The following is a 23,158-nucleotide window of genomic DNA, read 5'->3' as shown; positions in this document are numbered from 1 at the left end:
GGGCCGATCAACGCTCGTTTAATCAGTTCATTTTTGTGTAACTAGGTTTGTGGCACTCACGGAACTTGTTGGTCGTGTCCTTCGCCGTCCAATTCGGCAATCGTGCCCTCGTTTTTCGGCAGGTCATCCGTTGGCGCCGCCCAATGCAGGCGTTCTTCCCAATGGTAGTGCTCTTTGGGCGTAAATGATTGGGCATCATCTAAAAGCGCGGCGTAAAAATGGATATCGTCAGGCCAACGCGATGAAGAATACGCAACCGGCGCGCCGCAAGTCCCGCAAAAGAACCGCTTTTGCCCGGGCGAGCTTTCGTAAACCTTTGGCGTCTCACCCGTCCAACGCCAAGTCCCATTCGCGATACCCATGAATGTGGTAAACGCGCTGGCCGTCTGGTGGCGGCAACTGTCGCAATGACAATGCCCCGCAAACAGCTCCTCGCCTACGTATTCAAAACGAATGCCGCCGCACAAACATCTGCCGGTTTTCATTCCAATAGCCCCGCGATCCGCGCCCGTGCGGAATTACTCCTAGGGGTCCACATACCACGATCGATGGCTTCTTGCAGCCTTTGCGCGATCTCAAGCAGGGCAGGGGCGTTATGCTCCTCGATAAATTCCCGCGTTTCATCATCCGCCAGATACGCTTCTTCCACGAGGTCAAAATGGTGATTTCGCACCGCCCCCGTCGTCGCAGCGAACGCAAACAGGTAATCCACAGTCGCGGCCATCTCGAAGGCCCCCTTGTAGCCGTGGCGCTTCACACCATCGATCCACTTGGGGTTCACCACACGCGAACGCACAACACGGCCAATTTCATCCTCTAACGTCCGGATGACAGGGCGCTCAGGGCGGGAATGATCGTTGTGATAGATAGGGCGATCCTGCCCCTGAAGATGGGCCACAGCTGCTGCCGCGCCGCCCTCGAACTGGTAGTAATCGTCACTGTCCAGAATGTCGTGCTCGCGGTTGTCTTGGTTTTGAACGATCGCCTCAACTTGCCCAAGCCGCGCCTCAAAACCCTCTCTATCGCGCGCGCCTTCAACACCCGCCTCATAGGCGTAACCGCCCCACTCAAGGTAAGCATCGGCAAGATCATCGCGATTACCCCAGAGCTTTTCGTCAATCATCGCTTGAAGACCCGCACCATATGCGCCCGGCTTGCTCCCATAAACCCGCGCGCCAGTCTCACCGGCCCGCGCCCGTGCCGCTGCAGGGTTCTGATTCGCGCTCTCATCCAGCGCTTGCACGGCCTTAGCCGCGCTATCAAACAAGGCAATCAACTGCGGGAACGCATCCCGGAAAAACCCGCTAATCCGTAAAGTCACATCAACACGGGGCCGCCCCAACACACCCTCCGGCAACACCTCAAACCCTGTCACACGGCGGTTCGCTGCATCCCACTTCGGCTTCACACCCATCAATGCCATCGCTTGTGCAATATCATCGCCACCCGTGCGCATATTGGCCGTGCCCCACGCGGTCACAAGCATCGCACGCGGCCAATCACCGTGGTCTTGCAGGTGTTTCTCGATCAACAGGTTCGCCGACTTCCAGCCCAACGTCCACGCTGTGGGCGTCGGAACCGCACGGGCATCAACTGAGTAAAAATTCCCACCCGTCGGCAACACATCCAACCGTCCACGGGTCGGCGCGCCGGATGGCGCCGGGGCGACGAACTGCCCCTTGAGGGCGCTGAGGAGCCCCGCCCCTTCGTTTGGCCCACAGGTCCGCACAATTGGCAAAATGGACTCGGAAATTTCTTCCACGACCTCTCGCGACCTCTCACCCAGTGCCTCGCACTTACCGTCCAAAATATCCTGCGAAATCAGCTCTAACCGTTCCACAGTGTCCCCAAGCGTGCGCCAAATATCGTCACTTACGCGGGCTAACGCATCGGGCTTCTGTTCTGCTTCCGCCGACAATTCACAATCCAATGGATCAAACGACAGCCCCAAATCCTCTGCCAACGCACGCAACAAAGACGCCTCGCGCGCTGCGCCATTGCCCCGCGGAACCCGCGCCAAAGCGATCGCTAAATCGCGTTCAAGCGTTCCAACAGGGGACTGACCGAACACATGCAATCCATCGCGAATTTGCGCTTCTTTCAGCTCACACAAGTAGGCATCCAACTTCGCCAAATCCCCGTCTTCATCGCCACTGAATCCTGCATCTTTCGCAAGGCCACTTACGTCAGACAAAGACAGGATTTCACGGCGCAACAGATCAATGCGGCGCGGATCAACGCCTGCCGCTTCATAGTACTCGTCAACCAAAGCTTCCAAATCCCGCAGCGGTCCGTAGCTTTCAGCGCGGGTCAACGGGGGCGTTAAATGGTCGATGATCACGGCTGCCGCGCGGCGCTTCGCCTGCGTGCCTTCGCCGGGATCGTTCACAATAAACGGATACACATGCGGGGTCGCGCCGAGCACAACTTCCGGCCAGCATGTCTCGCTCAATGCTGTCGCTTTTCCGGGCAACCATTCAAGGTTCCCGTGTTTGCCCATATGCACCACCGCATCCGCACCCCAATGATGACGCAGCCAGAAATAGAACGCCAAGTAATTGTGTGGGGGAACCAGATCTGGCGAATGGTAGGTGTCCGTCGGGTCAATGTTATAGCCCCGCGCGGGCTGCAACGCGACAACTGCATTGCCATAGCGATGGATCGACAGCGCGAAGCCATCCTCGCGCAAAAATGGATCAGCGCTCGGCTCACCCCAACGGTCGGCTATCTGTTGTCTGACATCATAAGGCAGTCCGTCGAAATGTTGTTTGTAGACCTCCAGTGGCAACACTTCGCCCCCATCCCGGTCCGCGCGATCCGTTAGCCAATTGGTGGGACCGGCCATCATGGTGTCCATCAAAACCTTTGCATCTGCGGGCGGCGTAGCTGAATACCCTTGCGCGGCCAGAAGCTCCAAAACATGCACCGTCGCAGCGGGCGTATCGAGGCCCACGCCATTCGCCAAACGCCCGTCTTTATTCGGGTAGTTCGCCAGCACCAGCGCGATCTTCTTGTCGGCTTCGGGTGTCGCCCGCAACGTGGCCCACTTTGCGGCCAGTTCTGCTACAAACGCCACGCGATCGCCTACGGCGCGATAAGTAGCAATGGGGCACTCGGTAGCCTCATCAAAATATGCTTCACCCTTAAAACTGATCGCGCGGGACAGAACGCGGCCATCAACCTCCGGCAACGCAACGTTCATCGCTATGTCGCGAGCGCTCAATCCCGTGAGGCCCTCAGCCCATGCCTCTTCCGATGACGCTGCCAGCACCACCTGAAACACCACAGCCTTGTTCGCGCTTGGTGCTGCGAGCGGGTTCATCGTGGCCGCATCGCCCGCATGGGGCGACCCAACCGCGAAGCTGGTGCAGTTCAAAATTACGGCTGGTTTGGCGGCAACAAACAGCTGTTCTAAAACCGCCTGCGATAGCGGGTCCTTTAGCGAGGCTACAAAAACCGGCAGGGGGTTCAACCCTGCGCGGATCAGCGATTTCACCAAACGGTTGATCGGGTTCAGGCCCGCGCCCTGCACCAAGGCGCGGTAAAACACGATCGGCACCACAGGCGCACCATCCGTCCATTCCGCCTGCGCGGTCGCCAAATCAGAAACGCCTGCACCGGGCCAGTAAATGCCAGCCTTCATCAACGGACGCGCGGTTTCCGGTGCCTCAGTTCCCTCAAGCATCGCCTTGGCAAAGGCCAGAAAGTTCGTCGAATTCTCAGGGCCACCTTCAACCAAATACGACCAAAGCGCATCGTAGTCTGCATCCGCCACAGTCGACAGCGCCCGCAGTTCCTCGTCCGGTTTGTCGTCACCCGGAAGCAGCGCCAGTTGAACACCGGCCGCCCGCAACCGCGCTGCATACTGTTCAACACCGTACTTCCAGTAACCAGCCCCCCCCAAACACCGCGCGATCACCAGACGGGACTTGGTCGCGCATTGGTCCAGATGCAAATCTACCGACAGCGGGTGGATCAAATGCATCATGCTCGCCAAACGCAACGTCGGCGGGGCATCCATCTCACCACGTGCGCCCGATAGCGCCGCAAGCTCGGTATCCGCCGCAGAAATCACCACGACATCGGCTGGGGTCTGTCCCAGATCAACGGGCTCTTTCCCGTCGTCAATCGATCCAGGGGTGGCGGCAAGCAGGTGCATCCGTTAGACGCCTTTCAACACAGGAGAATTATCATGGACTACAAAGCTGCAGGCGCGCCGAAACCGGCAAAGGGCCAGCCCCGCCATTCCGAGCACAACGCCTACGGGTCCAAGAAAACGCCGTTCAACTCGCGCCCGTCCAAGGCAGACTTGCTCGCGAAAATGAAGGCGAACGCTGAGAAGGCGAAGAAGTAAATTCACGCGTCGCCCTCTAGCGGCTTTTCCATGAAGACTGAAAATTCGCCGTTTTCATAATCCCCGAACGGGCCGCAAACAATGAAGCCATGTCGCGCATAAACCTTGTGCGCCGCGTGCAACAATGACCCTGTTTCCAAACGCAGCATCGGCAGTTCCAGCTCGCGTGCATGGTCCTCAAGTTGGCGCATGATCGCGTCGATTATGCCCTGACCGCGCGATGCTTCCTCAACAAACATCGATTTCAGCTCGCCATAGTCGTCCTTAACGGCCAGCGCGCCAACTCCGACAATTACTTCACCACGTCGCGCCGTGAAGAAATGCACATTATCAGCCGTCAGCGCATCAAGGCTCAGGTAATGGTTCGCCTCGGCGGCGAACAACTCCCCCATCAGCGCATGGCTCGCCTCAAGCAAGGCCTTGGCCTGCGGATGAAACGGATCACCCGCTTCAACGACGATCATGCACGCAACGCGGCATCAATCTCCGCGTGCTTCAATCCGGCCTGACCAATCACGACAAGGCGGGTCAGTCGCGGCGCAGTCCCAAACGGACGGTCAAAATACGTATCAACGCGTGGGCCAACCGCCTGCAACGTTAGGCGCATTGGCTTGCCTTGGATCGCAGCAAACCCCTTAAGGCGCAGAATATCGTGGGCGCGGATCACGTCTGCGACCTTTTCAGCGAATGCATTGGCGTCTTCGATCTCGCCCAGTTCAACCACAAAGCTCTCAAACTCATCATGCCCATGGGAATGTTCGTGATCGTGGTCGTCGTGATGGTGATCATCGTCGTGGTCATGGTGGTGGTGATGTACTTCATGACGGGCATCCAGATCGTTCTCGGCGCCAATGCGCTGACCCAGCAAAACACTTACGGGCAATGCACCCATCGTGGAGGTCACAACCTGCACGCCCTTGCGGGCCTCGGCCTTCAACACGGCGCGCAGATGGTCTGCTTCGCCTTCTGCCAACAGGTCGGTCTTGTTGACCACAATCATATCCGCACAGGCGATCTGGTCTTCGAACAGCTCTGCCAGTGGCGTTTCGTGGTCAAGGTTGTCGTCCAGCTTTCGCTGCGCATCCACGGCAGCAACGTTATGGGCAAACTGGCCAGCGGAAACCGCCTTGCCATCCACAACAGTAACCACGCTATCCACGGTCACCTTGGTTGAAATACCCGGCCAGTTGAACGCCCGCACCAACGGCTGCGGAAGCGCCAGACCGGATGTTTCAATCACGATGTGGTCCGGCGGGTTATCGCGGCCCAACAGCATTTCCATCGTCGGGATAAAATCATCCGCCACCGTGCAACAAATGCACCCGTTGGACAGTTCAACCACATCCTCCTCAGTGCAGGTCTCAATCCCGCACCCCTTCAGAATGTCACCATCGACACCCAAATCGCCAAACTCGTTGATGATCAGCGCAATACGCTTACCTTTGGCGTTCTCCAGCATGTGCCGGATCAGTGTGGTTTTACCAGCACCCAAGAAACCAGTTACAACCGTGGCGGGGATCTTCGCAGACATTGATGTAGTCCTTCTGTTTAGCAGCAGATATGTGTGACCCGATTATGGGCGAAAGGAAAGTCGTATGACCGCAGACATAACGTCAAAAGGCGATCGTTTCATCGTTTGCACGGGTTGTTCAGGTGGTGCCGACCTTGCCCGCGCGTTGCAGGGCCGTGTGCCGGTGGAAACCACCGACTGTATGAATGTGTGCGACAAACCCATCAGCCTTGCGGTGCGCGCCGAAGGGAAAGCCGCGTATCTATTTACCGGCGTTGACCCCGACGCCCCGGAAGACATCGAGGCCTTTGCCAAACTTTATGCCGACAGTAGCGACGGCCAGATCATGGATGCCCGACCCGCAGGGAACCTGCGGTTCTGTCTCGTCGGGCGCATCCCTGCCTAGAGCTCTTTCGTCCAGAACCACGCGCATAGGAAACCAAGCGTCGACCACCCCGCCGCCGCCGCCCCAAGGCTGAGCGTGACGAATTCTGCCGACAACTCAGGCGGTGCCACACCCCAAAACGCGTCCAAATGCGGCGCGCCAATGATATGGGGGATCAGCAACAGAACGATACCACCAAGGGCCGTGAAGCCACGCCCAAACGCAATAATCCAAAGCCCAAGCGAGGATGCAACCAAAGTACCAAGCCACCACATCTGACGGGGCCCGATTTCAGCCGCAGGCGTGCCAGGCAATTCAGGCGGCAAGCCAATCGCAGGCGCAAGCTGGATTGCGATGAACCCTGCTAGACCCCAGATGATCCCTTGTTTCGGCGTGATCGTCGTCAACCCGCGCATCTCGGCGAAAGCCATTGCCGCAAGCAGCAAAAAGCCAAAGCCCACATAGGTCACGACGTTAAAACCCATGGTCATCGCATGACGGGCCCATTCCGTGCCCAAGCCTGGTGAGCCACGGTCGCTTTCTGGCGATCCGTTCGCGCCGAAATGAACCCGCGCGCCAGTTTCAAATAGTTCACCTTCCAGCAAAGCCGGAATGACGAATACGAATTGCAGCAAGGCGGCAATCAGCCCCGCTGCAACGCCAGCGAACACCGCGCTGGTCAACAAATTCTTGGTCATGTCAGTAAATCGACTGCCTTAGTGGCAGGGAAATGCCATCGCGTGACGCTGATCGTGTGCTGCGTCGTGCAGAACAGATGCTTGTGCGTAACCAGATGCGAAAAGCAGCATCAAGCCGCCAAGAACCGCAAATGCGATTGGCAGAACGGACAGATCCGTGCGTGCAATGGCTTTAGTCTGAGCCGCTGTGTTATTTTGAGCGTTCATGGGTCGTCTCCTTTGTCCCGTCATCCCCGACGGTCGGTTTCAATCACGCATGGCAGGTCTCCTGGCTCGCGGGTCATCGTGATTTCCGCCCACCTTCCCAAGGTTTCCCTCAGTGGCTTGGACGAACACTCACCGCTTACAGTCGCGGGGGCGGCTGTGGCATTTGGTCTCCTAGATGGATCGACCTGCACCACATTCCCATTTGATCCACAGTCCAGCTTGGCCGGACCGCATTGAACCATGCACCTTCGTTGTGGGCATTGAAACGGATTGGGTCAAGGCTGATTCCGGCGTGATCCGCCAGAAACCGACGTGGTCTTGGTGCTTGCAGGAGCCTCCGGCGGGGATATTTATGAAACAAAAGCAAGCGAAATGCCGCAATATCTTGTGGATAACTGCCTAAACCCATCCACATTCAGTGTCCCGTCGTTGACTCGCAGCTTATCTGGCGGCGACACTGTACCGCACAAGAATCAACACGAGCAGCCCACATGCGGTTTTCCCGCCTTCGCCTTAACGGCTTCAAAAGCTTCGTCGACCCGACCGACCTGATCATTCAGGACGGGCTGACAGGTGTTGTCGGCCCAAACGGCTGCGGAAAATCGAACCTGCTTGAGGCTCTGCGCTGGGTCATGGGCGAGAATCGCCCGACCGCGATGCGCGGCGGCGGTATGGAAGACGTTATCTTTGCGGGCGCCGCCACCCGTCCGGCCCGCAACTTCGCCGAAGTATCGCTTCACATCGATAACGCAGAACGCCTCGCGCCCGCCGCGTTCAACGACAGTGACAACCTTGAGATCGTGCGCCGCATCACCCGCGACGTGGGCTCCGCCTACAAGGTTGGCACAAAAGACGTCCGCGCGCGGGATGTGCAGATGCTGTTTGCGGATGCCTCCACTGGCTCGCATTCACCTGCCCTTGTGCGCCAAGGTCAGATCGCGGAACTCATCAACTCCAAACCCAAAGCGCGCCGTCGCATTCTTGAAGAGGCCGCCGGCATTTCCGGCCTCTACCAGCGCCGCCATGAGGCTGAGCTGAAACTCAAAGGGTCCGAACAAAACCTTGCCCGCGTGGATGATGTGATCGAACAGCTCGCAGGGCAGCTCGGGGCATTGGCCCGCCAAGCCCGCCAAGCGGCACGGTACCGTTCCATCGGGGATGAATTGCGCCAGTCCGAAGGCCTGTTGCTGTATCGGCGTTGGAAAGAAGCGGATGAAGCCCGTGCTGTCGCCGCAGACCAGTTGCGCACCCGTACCAACGAAGCCGCCAGCGCAGAAACCGCCGCCCGCCAATCGGCCAAGGCCCGCCAAACCAGCGAAGACGCCCTGCCGCCCCTGCGCGAAGAAGAAGCGATTGCCGCGGCCGTATTGCAACGCCTTCATGTGCAGCGCGACACCCTTGCCGACCAAGAAGCCCGCGCCAAACAAACCATCGAAACCCTCACCAATCGGATCGAACAGCTCGCCCTTGATATGGAGCGTGAAGCAGGCCTGAACAAAGATGCCGGTGAAACGATTGAACGTCTTGAATGGGAAGGCCGCGAGATCGCCAAGGCCAGCGTCGGCCATGATGAACGCCTTGAGGAGGCACGCGTTGCTTCAACCGATGGTGCGCAAATTCTGGCAGATCGCGAAGCGGACCTTGCGCAGCTGACCGAAGATGTCGCGCGACTTGCCGCGCGGCACCAGTCCGCCCAACGCCTGATCGAAGACCACCGCAAGACGCTGGAAAAGAACGAAGCCGAAGCGCAACGCGCAATTCTGGCCCGCACCGAGGCCACCGCCGCGCTGGAAAAAGCAGCACTTGATTTTGATGCTGCGAAAGCCGCTGAAAGCCAAGCCCGCGCTACTGCAGACAAAGCGGAAACCGTGCTGGCCGAAGCCGAAGCCGCCCGTGCCGATACGCAAGCCCGCGAAGCCGACGCCCGCGCCTTGCGCTCCGAGGCAGAAGGCGAAGCCAACGCGCTACGGGCTGAAACCGGTGCGCTGTCCAAGCTTGTCGATCGCGACAGTTCTGAAGGTTCGCAAATCCTCGACCAGCTGCGCGTTGATTCCGGCTATGAAAAGGCCCTTGGCGCTGCGCTGTCCGATGACCTTAAGGCACCCGCTGTTACGCCCGACATGGGGTCCGGCTGGGTTCCGTTGCCAAGCTATCCGCAACCGCAAAGCCTGCCGTCTGGGGTGAAGGCGCTGACCAATTATGTGTCGGTGCCCGAAGTTCTCGTGCGCCGCATGGGGCAGGTCGGTCTTGTAGATGCCACCGATGGCGCGCGTCTGCAAAAAGACCTCGCTCCCGGGCAGCGCCTTGTGTCTATCGAGGGCGACTTATGGCGCTGGGATGGTTTCCGTGCCGCTGCCGAAGACGCACCATCCGCCGCCGCGCTGCGGCTTGAGCAAATCAACCGTCTTGAGGGGCTGAAAAAGGACCTCAACGATGCAACGGCCAAGGCCGACGGCATGCGCCAAGCCCATGAAATGTTAACCACGCGCCTTGCTGAACTGGCGCAGGCTGACAAGGCCGCCCGCGAAGCCCGCCGTGCCGCCGATGGCGCCGTAGCGGATGCCAATCGCGCCCTATCCCGCGCCGAAGCAGACCGCAATTTGGCGGATGGTAAACTGGAATCCAGCGGCCTCGCCGTGGCGCGCCACGAAGAAGAAGCCATGAGCGCTCGCAAAGCGCTGAGCGAGGCGGAAGCCACCTATAAATCCCTCGGCAATCTCGACGAAGCCCGCGGTGAAGTCGAAGACATCAAAATGACCGTCGAAGCGGCGCGTATGACAATGATGTCAAAGCGATCCAGCTACGACGAAGTCCGCCGCGAAGGCGAAGCCCGCACCAAGCGCGGTCAGGAAATCACCAAAGAAATCAGCGGCTGGAAGCACCGCCTTGAAACCGCCAACAAACGGTCCGCCGAACTGCAAGAGCGCAAGGAAACGTCCGAAGACGAGCTGAAAGAGGCGATGACCGCGCCGGACGAAATCGCCGCCAAGCGGGATGAACTTGCCGATGCGATCGGAGAGGCAGAAGAGCGCCGCAAAGAGTCCTCTGATAAGCTCGCCCTTGCGGAAACAGCCCTGCGCGATGCGACGATGGCCGAGCGCGATGCAGAACGCACAGCGTCTGAGGCCCGCGAAGCCCGCGCCCGATCCGAAGCGCGCGCTGATGCGGCCAAAGAAACCACGCAATACGCCGTTGAACGTATCCAAGAGGCGCTGGAAACCACGCCTGAAAACCTTCTCGAACAGCTTGATGTCGACCCCGACAAAATGCCGTCCTCGGACAATATTGAAAACGACGTGAACCGCCTCAAACGCCAGCGAGACGCGCTGGGCGCAGTGAACCTGCGCGCCGAAGAAGACGCCAAAGAAGTGCAGGAAGAGCATGACCTGCTGGTCAAAGAAAAGACCGACCTCGAGGACGCGATCCGCGCCCTACGTACAGGCATCGCATCCCTGAACAAAGAAGGCCGCGAACGCCTGCTGACCGCGTTTGAGCAAGTCAACGAGAGCTTCGGCACCCTGTTCAAACACCTGTTCGGCGGTGGCGAGGCCAAGCTCGTTTTGGTCGAATCCGATGACCCGCTCGAAGCGGGCCTCGAGATCATGTGCCAACCCCCCGGCAAGAAACTCAGCACCCTGTCCCTGCTGTCCGGTGGAGAACAAACCCTGACCGCAATGGCGCTGATCTTTGCCGTGTTCCTCGCCAACCCCGCGCCAATCTGTGTGTTGGACGAGGTCGACGCGCCGCTAGATGACGCCAACGTCACGCGTTTCTGTGACCTGCTTGATGAAATGACACGCCGCACCAACACGCGTTTCCTAATCATCACGCACCACGCTGTCACCATGTCACGTATGGACCGTCTGTTCGGTGTGACAATGGGCGAGCAGGGCGTTAGCCAGCTGGTGTCCGTTGACCTCAAGGCGGCGACAACACTGGTGGCATAACGCACACGTGACACGACAACCGACACCTGCTGTGCCACCATACTCTTATGAAATTTGCCGCTCTCCTCGTGGCCTTTGCCACGCCCGCCACCGCGCAAGACTTTGCACTTCGCGACAGCGACACCGTGCCGACCAGCGCTGCCCTGTCAGACATGATCCTTGATCGTGACGTTGAGTATTTTGACGGCGGAGTCAGCCGCTACGCCACCGACGGTTCGTATGCATGGACTTATGCAGCGGAAAACGGCGGCGGCGTCTGGGAAGGCACGCATGAATTCGCTGAGAACGCCACGCTCTGCGTGGTCTTTGTCACCGGTATTGAGCGCTGCGATATGTTCGTAACCTCCGGTGATCGACTCGTGATGCTCACGTCTGACGGCATGCGCTTTCCTGTGCGCGAAATCCGCTAAAGCGCGTTGAGCAATTGCGCAGTCGGCCACGCATCCGCAGGCATTCCTAGCCGCGTTTGTTCTGCCTGAATCGCAATCCGCGTACGTGCCCCAAGAATGCCGTCAGCCCCGCCTACATTATGCCCGCGTGTCTGCAATTTTTGTTGCAACACCCTGATCTGGTCACCCGAAAGCCCCGCATCAGGATTGCCGGCATTATAAATAGGCGCTCCCTGCAAACGCGTGCCGAAATAGGCCGCTGTCAGCACGTAAACAAACGACTGGTTCCACTCGAAATAGACATCGAAATTCGGATAGGCGAGGAACGCCGGCCCCTTGCGGCCCATCGGCAAAATCAGTGACGCAGGTAAGTTTGCTAATGTCCCTTCACGTGCAGAAACCCCCATTGCGGCCCAATCTGAGGCGGGGCGTTTGGTCTCAATCCCCGACAGTGCCCAATCCAACTCGCTTGGCACCGTCACCTCTTGCAACCACGGCTGGTTTGGCTGCCACCCAAGTGACGCCAGAACCGACGCACCCGAATACAACGCATCCGGCGCGGATGTCTTCAGGCTCACCTGCCCGTCGCCATCGCCATCGCGGCCATTTTCAATGATGTCACCGGGCAACATCTGAACCATGCCGATCTCACCCGCCCAAGCACCGGTCGTGCGCGCAGGGTCAAAATCACCACGTGCAAACAGCTCCATCGCCGCGAAAACTTGTGGGCGGAACAGCTCGGGGCGGCGACAGTCATGCGCCAAAGTCACCAAGGCATTGCGGGTGTTGAAATCCCCCTGAATCGCGCCGTAATCCGTCTCGAACGCCCAAAATGCCAGCAGCACCCCGCGCGGAATCCCGAACTCGGCCTCAATGCGGTCAAATATGGCATCTTGTCGTTGCGCCTGATTTTGCCCATTCTGAATCCTGTTGTTTGAGATCAGGCGACGCGAAAAGTCGATGAAGTCCCGTTGGAAAACCCCCTGCGAACGGTCCGCATTCAGCACCGCTTGATCCTGCTGCGCCCCCGCAAGAAATCCTTGCGCCGTCGCGCGATCAATCCCGTGCGTCGATGCCTCATCGACCAAGCCATTCAGAAAACTGCTAAAGGAACCACCGCATTGCTGGGCCGCGACGGGGGATGCCAACATAAACATGGCAAACGAAAAGGGTTTAAACATAGTCACTCCAAATTTGTCGCGCCCACCGTAGCTGAGCGAAGTCAGGCCACAAGGGGATTAAAACCCGTTGGCGATCACATAAACGACAGCCACGACCCACCATGCTAAACCCTTGAATTGGGTGATAACTAAGGCCAGTAATAACGCCAAACCCCACGTTTTCCAAAGGATACCAACGGCTGCGTCAATATCGTTCGGCCCTGCATCCTTGCGCCCGTCCGCATGGACCCACGCGAAATCCTGCATCACACCTTCATAGCTGCGCGGCCCTGATAGGGACACGCCAAGCGCAGGCGCCATCGCCGCCTCTGGCCAACCCGCATTCGGGGAACGATGCAGTGCTGCATCGCGCCGGATGCTTGCAAGCGGTGCCCGTCGCAGCGCAACACACCATATCAAAAGCGCCGTTAATCGCGCCGGAAGCCAATTTAAAACATCATCTAGCTTTGCCGCAGCCCAGCCAAACGCCTCGTGCTTTTCGGTCCGATAGCCGATCATGCTGTCAGCCGTGTTCACCACTTTGTACACCAACAGTCCGGGCAGCCCCGCCAAGGCAAACCAAAACACAGGCGCGATCACCCCGTCGCTCAGGTTCTCCGCGCCGCTTTCAATCGCGCCACGCGCCACCGCAGGCCCATCCATATCGCGCACATCGCGGCCAACAATCATCGCCACCGCGTGGCGTCCATCGCTCACCGACAAACGCAGCGCATCTGCCACCGCTTGGACATGTTGCACCAAAGACCGCTGCGCGAGCAGCATTGCCCCAACAATAACCTCAACCCAAATTCCGGGAATGGCCCAAAGGATCAAACCCAGCACCAAGGCCCCAATCGTAAGAATGGCAACCGTAATCACACCCGCCCGTCGCGTCCGGTTGTTCAGCCGTTGATCCAGCCAACCCACCGCGCGCCCCATCAGCACAGCTGGGTGCGCAACACGATCCCAAAGCCACTTCGGTTCCCCGAAAGCAGCATCCAACAACATGGCCAAAACCAATGCCATTAGGCCAATCCCTCAACCGCCGCCTCAAGCTGGCCCCAACGATCAGGGTGCGGCAATCCCAGCCGCAACCACGTCTTTGAATAAGGGAAAATCCGGCTCCAGACATGGCCTTTCGCCAGATGCGCTTGCACCGCCTCTGCATCCGCAAACTCATACAACCGGAACAAATCCGTTCCGCCCACAACCTTTGCCCCAGCGCGGGTCATCAGCCCATCCAGTCGTGCCGCATCCGCCGCCAAACGCGCCCGCGTTGCCTCGGCCCACGCCACATCCTCCAACGCCCGTGCCCCGATTTCCAACGCAGGACCAGCGACCGCCCAAGGGCCAAGGTGTTCTTGAAGGGTGGCCATAGGAACCGCTTTTTCAACTACACCGTCCTTCTTTGGCCGATGAATTGGGCTCATGGTGAAGGCCGTGCCAATTGCGAAACCGAGTCTTAGGCCCGCCAACCCCCAGAATTTCCCAAAGCTCTTTAGGATCAAAATGCTGTCGTGCTTGGACTGTTCGACATGGCTATTGTGTGGGTAAACATCGCAAAAGCTCTCATCCACAACACACAACCCAGTCGCGCCAATACGTTCGGCTTCCCAAAAGCGTCCGGTTGGATTGTTGGGGTGAACGAATACACTCAACGTCGCTTCGTTGAGCTTATCGGTTTGCGTCCATGTCCCTGTCGCTTCAATGGCGGCAGCGTGTTCGTTGTAAGTCGGACCCGGGATGTAAGCTTTGCTGCCATGATCCGTCAGGTACGGCACCTTCGCAATAATCGCCGACGCCCCATTCGCCGCTACAATCTCCGCACCCTCAGGCACATTCCAAAACTTGCGGGCTGCGGCCAGCAAACGGTCCATCGCGCCTTGATCGGGGAGGGCGGTCCACGCTTCGGGGTCGATCTCACCCACCGGATAAGGCACCGGATTGATCCCTGTGCTCAGGTCCAGCCAGTCACCCCGAGTGCCACCATACTCGGCAACAGCGGCATCAAGGCCGCCACCATGATCGCGCTTATCGCTCATTCCGGTAGCGGTTGGTGACGGGACACAAAATGCCCCTTCACACCCTGCGGCCACTCGCGGTACGGCACTTGTCCGGTCTCACTCGCCGCATGCTTCTCGGCATATTCAACAATCGCCTCAGCATCCTCGACTGTCGCTTCAAACGTCCCGAGCGAGTAGTTGATCTTGTCCTTTGATTGCACCGTAATGTTGCAGGCGCGATCGCACCCCATCGTGCAGGACACACGGCGCGTTTTGACATCGCCCGCTCCAGCGGCGGCGGCCTCAACCATCTCGGCCAACGCCTCACCGTCGGTCTTTTCCATGCCGGTTTCTTCCCAGCCTGTGCGCTTACAGGTGTCGCAAATGGTGATCCAAGTTGTCATGGCGGCCTCGCGGTTTGAGTTCAGCAAACTTGAACCTCAAACGACGAACTGCCGCAACCCTTATCCCCGCCCGTGCGGCGCCATAAAATCCAGATCAGGGTTCACCGGAATAATCCGGCTCGGATTAATCGTTTCATGGCTGTAATGATAATGACGCACGATGTGGTCCATGTTTACGGTCTCAGCCACGCCCGCAATCTGATACAACTCGCGTGTAAAACCCCAAAGGTTCGGGTAGTCCACGATGCGTTTGCGGTTACATTTGAAGTGCAAATGGTAGACCGGATCGAACCGCACCAACGTCGTCCAAAGCCGCCAATCCGCCTCCGTCAACGTGTCGCCCATTAGGTATCGCCCTTGGCCCAAACGTTCCTCCAACCACTCAAGCGATTCGAATAATGGGCCAACGGCGGCGTCATATGCGGCCTGTGTAGTCGCGAAACCGGACTTATAGACCCCGTTGTTCACTGTGTCATAAACGCGCGCATTCACTTCCTCGATGTCGCCGCGCATGTCTTCGGGCCAATAATCGTCCGTGTTGCCTGTGATCCCGTCAAAGGCAGAATTGAACATGCGGATGATCTCGGAACTCTCGTTGCTGACAATCGTTTCGCGTTCCTTGTCCCACAGGACCGGAACCGTAACACGCCCCGAAACCTGTGGATCCGCCTTCAAGTAAATGTCGCGGGCAAACGGCAAACCATAGAGCGTATCCCCCGTCGCGCCGTGATCATCCGTCTCAAATGTCCAGCCATCCGACAGCATATCAGGATGCACAGCGCTTACCGAAATATGCGGCTCCAATCCCTTTAAGGTCCTGAAAACCAACGTGCGATGCGCCCAAGGGCAGGCGTAGGACACATACAAATGATAGCGCCCCGATGCGGCCTCAAACCCACCTTCGCCAGATGGCCCCGCAGATCCATCTACCGTGATCCAATTGCGAAACGCTGCCGTGGTGCGCTTGAACGCGCCGCCGGTGGATTTCGTGTCATACCAAACGTCATGCCACTTACCGTCAACAAGCTGGCCCATCGGTCTCTCCTCTAACTGTTGCGACACACCTAGCGCCATTGCAGCCATTCACCAACCAGTACCACGGCGCAATGATGGTGCGCCGTTGCACAGGTCGGTTTCGCTCCGCTGCCCGACGCAAACTTGATTGCGGCGCGGCGCTTGGCGCGATACCAACGCCCCAGACGACACCCGAAAGGGTCAGAGAGGTTGTTGCGCCCAAGGTCGACCCAAAACGGGGACCCGATGTGCAAATCGTCCGCTCCGCTTACGCGGCTCTCTGATCTATGGGATCAATAGACGGAGACCGACATGCGCCTAACCCTTGCTCTTTTCATCACCTTCGCGGCGTCGCCTGCGTTTGCCCACATCGGTCACTTGGCTGACGTCGGCGGCCACGGCCATTGGATCGCTCTGGGTGGCATCGCAATCGCAGGTGCAATCGCTCTGCTGGGTGGTCGTAAAAAGGCGAATGACGCGCAGGTCGAAGACGCGTCCGAGGATCACGACGAAGAAGAGGTCCCAGCATGAGCACTTCCCCAAAAACCGGCGTCATGATCTGCGGCCACGGCTCGCGCTCGCAATCCGCAGTCGACGAATTTGCAACCCTTGCGGATAAACTTCCGGCCTACCTGCCTGACGATTGGCAAACCGAATACGGCTACCTTGAATTCGCCAACCCCGTGATCCGCGATGGTTTGGATAAACTGCGCGAAAGCGGCTGCACTCGTATCCTCGCCGTCCCCGGCATGCTGTTCGCCGCGATGCATTCCAAGAATGACATCCCAACCGTGTTGAACACTTACGCTGCCAAACACGGCATCGAAATTTCCTACGGCCGCGAACTCGGTGTTGATCCGAAAATGATCGCTGCCGCTGCGGGCCGCATCCAAGACGCCGTAGACGCCGCCAACAAAGTACAACACGTCGACCTTCACGACACCTGCCTCGTCGTTATCGGTCGTGGCGCGTCTGATCCGGACGCCAACGGCAACGTCGCCAAAATCGCCCGTATGCTGCAAGAAGGCATCGGTTTCGGCTGGCTCGAAGTCGGCTACTCCGGCGTGACATTCCCCCTTGTCGAACCCAGCCTGACCCACGCGGCCAAGCTCGGTTACAAACGCATCATCGTCGCCCCGTATTTCCTGTTCTCTGGTATCCTGATCGATCGCATCTATGGTTTCACCGACCAAGTCGCAGCGCAGAACCCCGACATTCAGTTCGTCAAAGCCGACTACTTGGGCGATCACGCATCGGTCCTCGAAACCTTCGCCGAACGCATTATTGAACAGACCGCAGAAAACCCGCCCCCCAACTGCGGCATCTGCGGCTATCGCGAACAGGTGCTGGCTTTTGATAACGGCGAACACCGCCATATCAAACCGGAACAGCGCAGCCATCCTGCCTTCTCCGACACACCGCCACCAACCTGTGTGCTGTGCAAATACCGCACCCAAGTCCTCGGCTTTGAAACTGAAGTCGGCGCAATCCAGGAATCCCACCATCACCACGTCGAAGGCCAAGGCGCCTCCGCGCCCGGTTCTAACGTTTCCGATTGCAAACAATGCGACACCTTCTGCACCGGCATGTGCCGCCTGACAGCAACGCATGATCACCATCATCACCACCATGATCATGACCACCATCATCACGATCACGACCATGATCACCACCACGCCGTCTACCCACACGCCGACCACCCGCACGGTCCGGAATCCGCCCGCAAAGCCAAAGCCTAAAACCCTGTTTGCCTTTGTTTTCTAAATATCCCCGCCGGAGGCTCCTCCGCTGACCAAAAGAACATCCATGCGCCCTTACGAAACCAACCCCTCAGCGATCTACGCACAGTCCTTCGGAGTGGTGCAGGCAGAGGCGCGCCTTGAGCGGTTCCCAACGGCTCTGCACCCGATCATCACCCGCCTGATCCATTCCTGCGGTATGGTTGAAATCGCAGATCGCCTCGCCTTCACGCCCGAGGTTGTTTTCGCAGGCCACCATGCGCTTCAATCCGGCGCGCCAATTCTGTGTGATTGCGAAATGGTCGGCGCGGGTATCATCCGCCGCTACTTGCCCAACAATAACGAAGTCATCGTCACCCTCAACGATCCGCGCACACCGGATCACGCCAAGAAAATCGAAAACACGCGCTCTGCTGCCGCCGTGGAATTCTGGGAACCTCATATCGAAGGCGCGGTCGTCGCAATTGGCAACGCGCCCACCGCACTGTTTCACTTGCTCGACCTCATTGACCAAGGCTTCCCAAAGCCTGCCGCGATCCTCGGCTTCCCTGTGGGCTTCGTCGGTGCCGCCGAATCCAAAGCCGAACTCGCCGCCAATCCGCGCAACGTTGATTTCATCACACTTCGTGGCCGCAAAGGCGGCTCCGCGATGGCCTCCGCCGCCGTCAACGCGATCGCCGCTGGATTGCCGGAGATTTCAAATGGTTAATGTTGCAGCCCATAGAATGACCCATATGAAACCCATACCGAAACCATACGGTTTCCATACGTCGGATTCGGGGGAACAGATCAATGGTTAACGCAGCACCTTGGCTCCATATTGTCGGCATCGGCGAGGACGGAATGGATGGCCTCACACCCGCAACCCGTGCCGTTGTCGAAGCCGCAGAGGTGATCGTCGGCGGGGACCGTCACCATACGCTGTCGGTCAACCCAACAGCGGAACGCATCGCGTGGCCGTCCCCCTTTGATGCAATGATTACCACCTTGGAATCGTTGAAAAATCGTCGCGCCGTGGTGCTGGTAACAGGCGATCCGCTCTGGTTCTCTGTCGGTGCCCGCATTGGCCGCACGATCCCAGCCGATCAACTTGTGTACCACCCGCAACTCAGCGCGTTCCAGCTCGCCGCCGCCCGCATGGGCTGGTCTTTGGCCGATGTTGAAACCCTCACCGTACATGGCCGCCCCGTTGAGCAAATGATCGCCTTTATTCAACCAGATCAAAAGCTTATCGTTTTAACGACAGGCGCAGAAACCCCAGCACAGATCGCGAAATTCCTCACAGATCGCGGGTTCGGGCAGTCACAGATGACCGTTCTCGCCGCAATGGGCGGGGACCGCGAAGAACGTTTTGACGGCGCCGCCGCCGATTGGAACCACGAAGTTCCTGCCTTCAATACGCTGTGCATTGATTGCGTTGCCGCCCCCGACGCCGCCCTGTTGCCGCGCGTCCCCGGCCTCGCAGATAGCCTGTTCGTGTCCGACGGCACCATGACCAAACAAGAGGTCCGCGCCGCCACCGTCGCCAAGCTCATGCCCATGCGCGGTGCCCTGTTGTGGGACATTGGAACAGGCTGTGGCAGCGTTGCAATCGAATGGATGCGCGCCGCCCGTTACGCCCGCGCTATCGGCATCGAACCCCGCGCAGATCGCCGTGATATGGCGGCCCAAAACGCCCTCGCGCTCGGTGCGCCGAAACTGGAATTGGTAGACGGAACAGTGCCTTACGCGCTAGGCGGGCTTGATGCCCCTGACGCGGTTTTCATCGGCGGCGGGCTGTCGCACGACACGTATGAGGCCGCATGGTCCGCCCTGCGCCCCCTCGGTCGTCTGGTGGCGAACGCGGTAACACTCGAGTCCGAAGCGACCCTGATTGAGCTGCACAAAACCCACGGCGGTGACCTCGTGAAAATCCAGACACATCGCGCCGACCCCATCGGCAATTTGACCGGCTGGCGCCCCGCGATGCCCGTGACGCAATGGAGTTTGATCAAGCGATGAATGGCACACTGTACGGCGTCGGCCTCGGCCCCGGTGACCCCGAATTAATCACTTTGAAAGCCGCACGGCTTATAGAAGGCGCGACCACAATCGCCTACCCGACGCTTGCTGGCGGCGACAGCTTCGCCCGCGCAATCGCGGCGGACCTAATTGGCCCGAACGTGCGTGAAATCCGCATGGACGTGCCAATGACAACCGCCCGCGAACCCGCGCAAGCCGCCTACGACAAAGGCGCCGCTGAAATCGCTAAGGTTCTGGAAACAGGCGAAAATGTCGTTGCTTTATGCGAAGGCGATCCGTTCTTTTACGGATCGTTCATGTATCTTAACGCGCGGTTAACGGGCAAATTCACCGTCAAAGTTATCCCCGGCGTCACATCCATCACCGCCTGCGCCGCCGAATCCGGCCGCCCTCTCGTGGCCCGCAACGAACGCCTAACCGTCCTGCCGGGCCCGATGGACGAAGCTACCCTGCGAGACCGCATCGCAGGTGCCGAAGCCGTGGCCATCATGAAGGTCGGGCGGCATCTGCCGAAAATTCGCGCCGTCCTTGATGACCTCGGTCTCACCGACAGCGCCACCTATATCGAACGCGCAACCCTGCCCGAACAGGTTGTCGTTCCCCTTTCACAAGCGCCTGAAAAGGCGCCGTATTTCTCAATGATCTTGCTCACCAAAGGGGCTGACCCGTGGCTGTAAAACCTGTAATTCTAGCGCTCTCCAAATCCGGAGAGCCAACCGCGCACGCTATCGCAAAGGCGCTAAATTGCGCCGTTCATGGCCGCGAGGGTAGGGTGCAAAGCGCTGACGCATTCTTCACCAATGCACTGGATCACACCCGCGACTTGTTCGCTGCGGGCACCCCGATCATCGGTGTTTGTGCATCCGGCATTCTGATCCGTGGCGTGGCGTCGCTACTCAACGACAAGACCACCGAACCGCCGGTCGTTTCGGTGTCCGATGACGGCAAAGTCGTCGTCCCGCTCCTTGGCGGGCACCGCGGGGCGAACCGTCTGGCGAAACAGATCGCTGATGCGCTCGACGCGACTGCCGCAGTCACCACCGCCGGCGATGTCGCGCTCGGTGTCGCGCTCGATGAACCCCCACTCGGCTACCGCCTGCAAAACCCGCAGGACGCCAAGCCTGCAATGGCAAACCTGCTGTCCGGTGGCGGCGTTACATGGAACGGCACGCCGGTCTTTGACGCCGACCTTCCAAACGGCAAAGACATCGAACTTTGCGTGACCGAGGCCGATGAAACAGGCAACGAAACGCGCCTCGTCTACCATCCACAGTCCTTCGCGCTGGGTCTGGGCTGTGCCCGCAACGCCAGCCCCGAAGACCTCTGGCAGCTTGTCGAGGACACCCTCCAAACGAATAATATCGCCAAAGGCGCTATCGCCTGTGTCGCCTCTATCGACCTCAAAGCAGACGAACCGGCGATCATTCAAGCGGCTCAACGCCTTGGCGTTCCTTTGCGTGTTTTCACAGCCGCTGAACTGGAAAGCGAAGCACCGCGCCTTGCCAATCCATCCGACGTCGTCTTCGCTGAGGTCGGCTGCCACGGCGTGTCAGAAGGCGCAGCCCTCGCCGCCGCTGGTACGGACGCAACCCTGACCGTTGAGAAATCCAAGACTGCCACCGCCACCTGCGCCATCGCACGCGCCCCTGAACCGATCATCGATTTCGCTGGTCGTTCCCGTGGCCGCTTGTCCGTTGTTGGCATCGGGCCGGGTCAGGCCGCGTGGCGCACGCCTGAGGTTTCCCGCCTCGTTGCGGATGCCGAAGAACTGGTTGGCTATGGTCTATACATTGACCTCCTAGGCCCTCTCGCTGCTGGTAAAACACGCTCCGATTTCCCGCTTGGCGGCGAAGAAGCGCGTTGCCGTTATGCGCTGGAACAAGCCGCGCTTGGCAAGAACGTCGCGCTTGTATGTTCTGGTGATGCGGGCATCTACGCGATGGGCGCACTGGTGTTTGAACTTCTGGACCGCGCCGAAGATGAAGAAGGCGTCAGCGATGCCGCCCGCCGCGTTGAGGTTATCTGCTCCCCCGGTGTGTCTGCGCTACAAGGCGCTGCTGCCCGCGCTGGCGCGCCTCTGGGCCATGATTTCTGCACGATTAGCCTGTCAGACCTTCTGACACCGCGCGATGACATTATCCGCCGTCTGAACGCCGCTGCACAGGGCGATTTCGTCATCGCCTTCTATAACCCAGTGTCCAAAACCCGCCGCACGTTGTTGGCTGAGGCGCGTGATATCCTTTTGCAGCACCGTCCGGCCGACACGCCCGTTATGCTGGCGTCCAACCTTGGTCGCCCGACGGAACTGGTCCGCTACCGCCGTCTTGATAAACTTGAGGTGGACGAAGTTGATATGCTCACCGTCGTTCTTATCGGGTCCTCCAATTCTCGCCTCGCGCAGTTGGGCGAAGGCCCACGCATGTTCACGCCACGCGGCTATGCCCGCAAGATCGACGGCGACCTAACCGCAAAACGCGACGATCCCTATATCCCAGAAGAGGCCACACAATGACCGTCTATTTCATCGGCGCAGGGCCGGGTGATCCTGAACTCCTGACCCTCAAAGCCGCCCGCCTGATCAAAGCCTGCCCCGTGTGCCTTTTCGCTGGTAGTCTTGTTCCCGAAGAGGTGGTTTCCATCGCACCGGAGGGCGCATTGGTCATGGATACGGCCCCAATGCACTTGGATGAAACCCACGCCGAAATCGTCAAAGCCCACGAAAAAGGCCAAGACGTCGCGCGTGTGCATTCCGGTGATCCGTCGCTTTACGGCGCCATCGCAGAACAAATTCGTCGCCTCAAGGCCGACGGGATCGACTATGAAATCATCCCCGGCGTGCCAGCCTATACCGCCGCTGCGGCAGCACTTGGTCAGGAACTGACTGTGCCTGAAGTTGCGCAATCCATCGTGCTGACGCGTATGTCGATGAAATCAACGGGCATGCCAGCGGGTGAAACCCTCGACAATTTTGGACGCACAGGAACGACCCTTGCGATCCACCTTGGCATCCGTGCGTTGCGTGAAATCGAACGCCAGTTGATCCCGCATTATGGCGCCGATTGCCCCGCTGCTGTGATTTACCGTGTCGGCTGGCCGGACCAGCTCATCATTCGCGGAACGTTGTCGGATATTCGCGCGAAGGCGCGGGATGCAAAAATCACCCGTACAGCACTGATTCTATTGGGACCAGCCCTGTCAGACGACCACGGCTTTCCGGACTCTGCATTGTACGATGCCGCCAAACCCCATGTTTTAAGGCCCAAAGCCGCGGTCTAAGCGGTGAATTCCCAACTAACCCAAAAGGTTAACTTGACCGAAACCATTAT

22 protein-coding genes and 1 riboswitch are annotated in these 23,158 nt (G+C 59.0%); of the genes, 11 read left to right on the top strand and 11 right to left on the bottom strand.

Annotated elements, in window-relative coordinates:
- Positions 1 to 56: 56 nt before the first annotated feature.
- Positions 57 to 485 carry a GFA family protein gene (locus OCA8868_RS10735; protein WP_093996563.1) on the bottom strand — a complete coding sequence of 143 codons (429 nt, stop codon included), beginning with the start codon at positions 483 to 485 and terminating at the stop codon, positions 57 to 59.
- The gene (gene cobN / locus OCA8868_RS10730) at positions 482 to 4,159 is read right to left on the bottom strand and encodes a cobaltochelatase subunit CobN (RefSeq protein ID WP_093996562.1); all 3,678 of its coding nucleotides are present in this window, start codon (positions 4,157 to 4,159) and stop codon (positions 482 to 484) included. Before cobN ends, OCA8868_RS10735 begins: the two co-directional genes overlap by 4 nt.
- A 33-nt stretch (positions 4,160 to 4,192) precedes the next feature.
- Here cobN and OCA8868_RS16675 point away from each other — a divergent pair, with 33 nt between their 5' ends.
- A complete protein-coding gene (locus OCA8868_RS16675; RefSeq protein ID WP_093996561.1) occupies positions 4,193 to 4,354 on the top strand; it encodes a hypothetical protein in 162 nt (53 codons plus the stop codon).
- A gap of 2 nt (positions 4,355 to 4,356) precedes the next feature.
- On the opposite strand, the gene OCA8868_RS10720 is transcribed toward OCA8868_RS16675, so the two are convergent.
- Together OCA8868_RS10720 and cobW are read right to left on the bottom strand one after the other, a co-directional pair.
- Positions 4,357 to 4,818, bottom strand: coding sequence for a GNAT family N-acetyltransferase (locus tag OCA8868_RS10720; protein ID WP_093996560.1), 462 nt, complete (start codon positions 4,816 to 4,818; stop codon positions 4,357 to 4,359).
- Positions 4,815 to 5,885, bottom strand: coding sequence for a cobalamin biosynthesis protein CobW (cobW, locus tag OCA8868_RS10715; RefSeq protein ID WP_093996559.1), 1,071 nt, complete (start codon positions 5,883 to 5,885; stop codon positions 4,815 to 4,817). Before cobW ends, OCA8868_RS10720 begins: the two co-directional genes overlap by 4 nt.
- Before the next feature lie 64 nt (positions 5,886 to 5,949).
- On the opposite strand from cobW, the gene OCA8868_RS10710 reads away from it, so the two are divergent.
- Positions 5,950 to 6,270: a DUF1636 family protein gene (locus tag OCA8868_RS10710; RefSeq protein WP_093996558.1), complete on the top strand. Its 321-nt coding sequence runs from the start codon at positions 5,950 to 5,952 to the stop codon at positions 6,268 to 6,270.
- On the opposite strand, the gene OCA8868_RS10705 is transcribed toward OCA8868_RS10710, so the two are convergent.
- Together OCA8868_RS10705 and OCA8868_RS10700 are read right to left on the bottom strand one after the other, a co-directional pair.
- Positions 6,267 to 6,947 (bottom strand): CbtA family protein, encoded by a 681-nt coding sequence (locus OCA8868_RS10705; RefSeq protein ID WP_093996557.1) that lies wholly within the window; start codon positions 6,945 to 6,947, stop codon positions 6,267 to 6,269. The two genes, OCA8868_RS10710 and OCA8868_RS10705, sit on opposite strands and share 4 nt — an antisense overlap.
- Positions 6,948 to 6,965: 18 nt before the next feature.
- Entirely contained in the window at positions 6,966 to 7,154 is a 189-nt protein-coding gene (locus OCA8868_RS10700; RefSeq protein ID WP_245848179.1) for a CbtB domain-containing protein, read from the bottom strand.
- 34 nt (positions 7,155 to 7,188) lie between these two features.
- Positions 7,189 to 7,412, bottom strand: a riboswitch (cobalamin riboswitch).
- A gap of 233 nt (positions 7,413 to 7,645) precedes the next feature.
- Between OCA8868_RS10700 and smc the strand changes: the two genes are divergently transcribed.
- Both smc and OCA8868_RS10690 read left to right on the top strand, forming a co-directional pair.
- Complete coding sequence (gene smc / locus OCA8868_RS10695) at positions 7,646 to 11,101, top strand: chromosome segregation protein SMC (protein WP_093996555.1); 3,456 nt, start codon at positions 7,646 to 7,648, stop codon at positions 11,099 to 11,101.
- Positions 11,102 to 11,148: 47 nt separating this feature from the next.
- Entirely contained in the window at positions 11,149 to 11,511 is a 363-nt protein-coding gene (locus OCA8868_RS10690; RefSeq protein ID WP_143849615.1) for a hypothetical protein, read from the top strand.
- Here OCA8868_RS10690 and OCA8868_RS10685 read toward each other — a convergent pair.
- The 5 genes from OCA8868_RS10685 to OCA8868_RS10665 are packed head-to-tail and all read right to left on the bottom strand — an operon-like array spanning position 11,508 to position 16,092.
- Positions 11,508 to 12,671, bottom strand: a complete 1,164-nt coding sequence (locus OCA8868_RS10685) for a lytic murein transglycosylase (RefSeq protein WP_093996553.1) — start codon at positions 12,669 to 12,671, stop codon at positions 11,508 to 11,510. The genes OCA8868_RS10690 and OCA8868_RS10685 overlap by 4 nt on opposite strands.
- A gap of 57 nt (positions 12,672 to 12,728) precedes the next feature.
- Positions 12,729 to 13,676: an adenosylcobinamide-phosphate synthase CbiB gene (gene cbiB / locus OCA8868_RS10680; RefSeq protein WP_093996552.1), complete on the bottom strand. Its 948-nt coding sequence runs from the start codon at positions 13,674 to 13,676 to the stop codon at positions 12,729 to 12,731.
- Positions 13,676 to 14,692, bottom strand: a complete 1,017-nt coding sequence (locus tag OCA8868_RS10675; RefSeq protein WP_093996551.1) for a threonine-phosphate decarboxylase — start codon at positions 14,690 to 14,692, stop codon at positions 13,676 to 13,678. The genes cbiB and OCA8868_RS10675 overlap by 1 nt, the downstream gene beginning before the upstream one ends.
- Positions 14,689 to 15,057, bottom strand: coding sequence for a DUF1636 family protein (locus OCA8868_RS10670; RefSeq protein WP_093996550.1), 369 nt, complete (start codon positions 15,055 to 15,057; stop codon positions 14,689 to 14,691). Before OCA8868_RS10670 ends, OCA8868_RS10675 begins: the two co-directional genes overlap by 4 nt.
- A gap of 60 nt (positions 15,058 to 15,117) precedes the next feature.
- A complete protein-coding gene (locus OCA8868_RS10665) occupies positions 15,118 to 16,092 on the bottom strand; it encodes a glutathione S-transferase family protein (protein ID WP_093996549.1) in 975 nt (324 codons plus the stop codon).
- Between the two features lie 291 nt (positions 16,093 to 16,383).
- Here OCA8868_RS10665 and OCA8868_RS10660 point away from each other — a divergent pair, with 291 nt between their 5' ends.
- From OCA8868_RS10660 to cobM, 7 genes are all read left to right on the top strand, one after another.
- Entirely contained in the window at positions 16,384 to 16,602 is a 219-nt protein-coding gene (locus OCA8868_RS10660) for a DUF6732 family protein (protein ID WP_093996548.1), read from the top strand.
- Positions 16,599 to 17,810, top strand: a complete 1,212-nt coding sequence (locus OCA8868_RS10655) for a sirohydrochlorin chelatase (protein ID WP_093996547.1) — start codon at positions 16,599 to 16,601, stop codon at positions 17,808 to 17,810. The genes OCA8868_RS10660 and OCA8868_RS10655 overlap by 4 nt, the downstream gene beginning before the upstream one ends.
- A gap of 67 nt (positions 17,811 to 17,877) precedes the next feature.
- Positions 17,878 to 18,519, top strand: a complete 642-nt coding sequence (locus OCA8868_RS10650; RefSeq protein WP_093996546.1) for a precorrin-8X methylmutase — start codon at positions 17,878 to 17,880, stop codon at positions 18,517 to 18,519.
- An 83-nt stretch (positions 18,520 to 18,602) separates the two neighbouring features.
- Entirely contained in the window at positions 18,603 to 19,811 is a 1,209-nt protein-coding gene (gene cbiE / locus OCA8868_RS10645; protein WP_093996545.1) for a precorrin-6y C5,15-methyltransferase (decarboxylating) subunit CbiE, read from the top strand.
- Positions 19,808 to 20,509, top strand: coding sequence for a precorrin-2 C(20)-methyltransferase (gene cobI, locus OCA8868_RS10640; protein WP_093996784.1), 702 nt, complete (start codon positions 19,808 to 19,810; stop codon positions 20,507 to 20,509). The genes cbiE and cobI overlap by 4 nt, the downstream gene beginning before the upstream one ends.
- Positions 20,500 to 22,344, top strand: coding sequence for a precorrin-3B C(17)-methyltransferase (gene cobJ, locus OCA8868_RS10635; protein ID WP_093996544.1), 1,845 nt, complete (start codon positions 20,500 to 20,502; stop codon positions 22,342 to 22,344). The genes cobI and cobJ overlap by 10 nt, the downstream gene beginning before the upstream one ends.
- Positions 22,341 to 23,108, top strand: a complete 768-nt coding sequence (gene cobM, locus OCA8868_RS10630) for a precorrin-4 C(11)-methyltransferase (RefSeq protein ID WP_093996543.1) — start codon at positions 22,341 to 22,343, stop codon at positions 23,106 to 23,108. The genes cobJ and cobM overlap by 4 nt, the downstream gene beginning before the upstream one ends.
- Positions 23,109 to 23,158: the final 50 nt, after the last annotated feature.

Source organism: Octadecabacter ascidiaceicola (assembly GCF_900185015.1).
Lineage (GTDB): Bacteria > Pseudomonadota > Alphaproteobacteria > Rhodobacterales > Rhodobacteraceae > Octadecabacter > Octadecabacter ascidiaceicola.
This window is presented reverse-complemented; position numbering and strand designations above follow the sequence as displayed.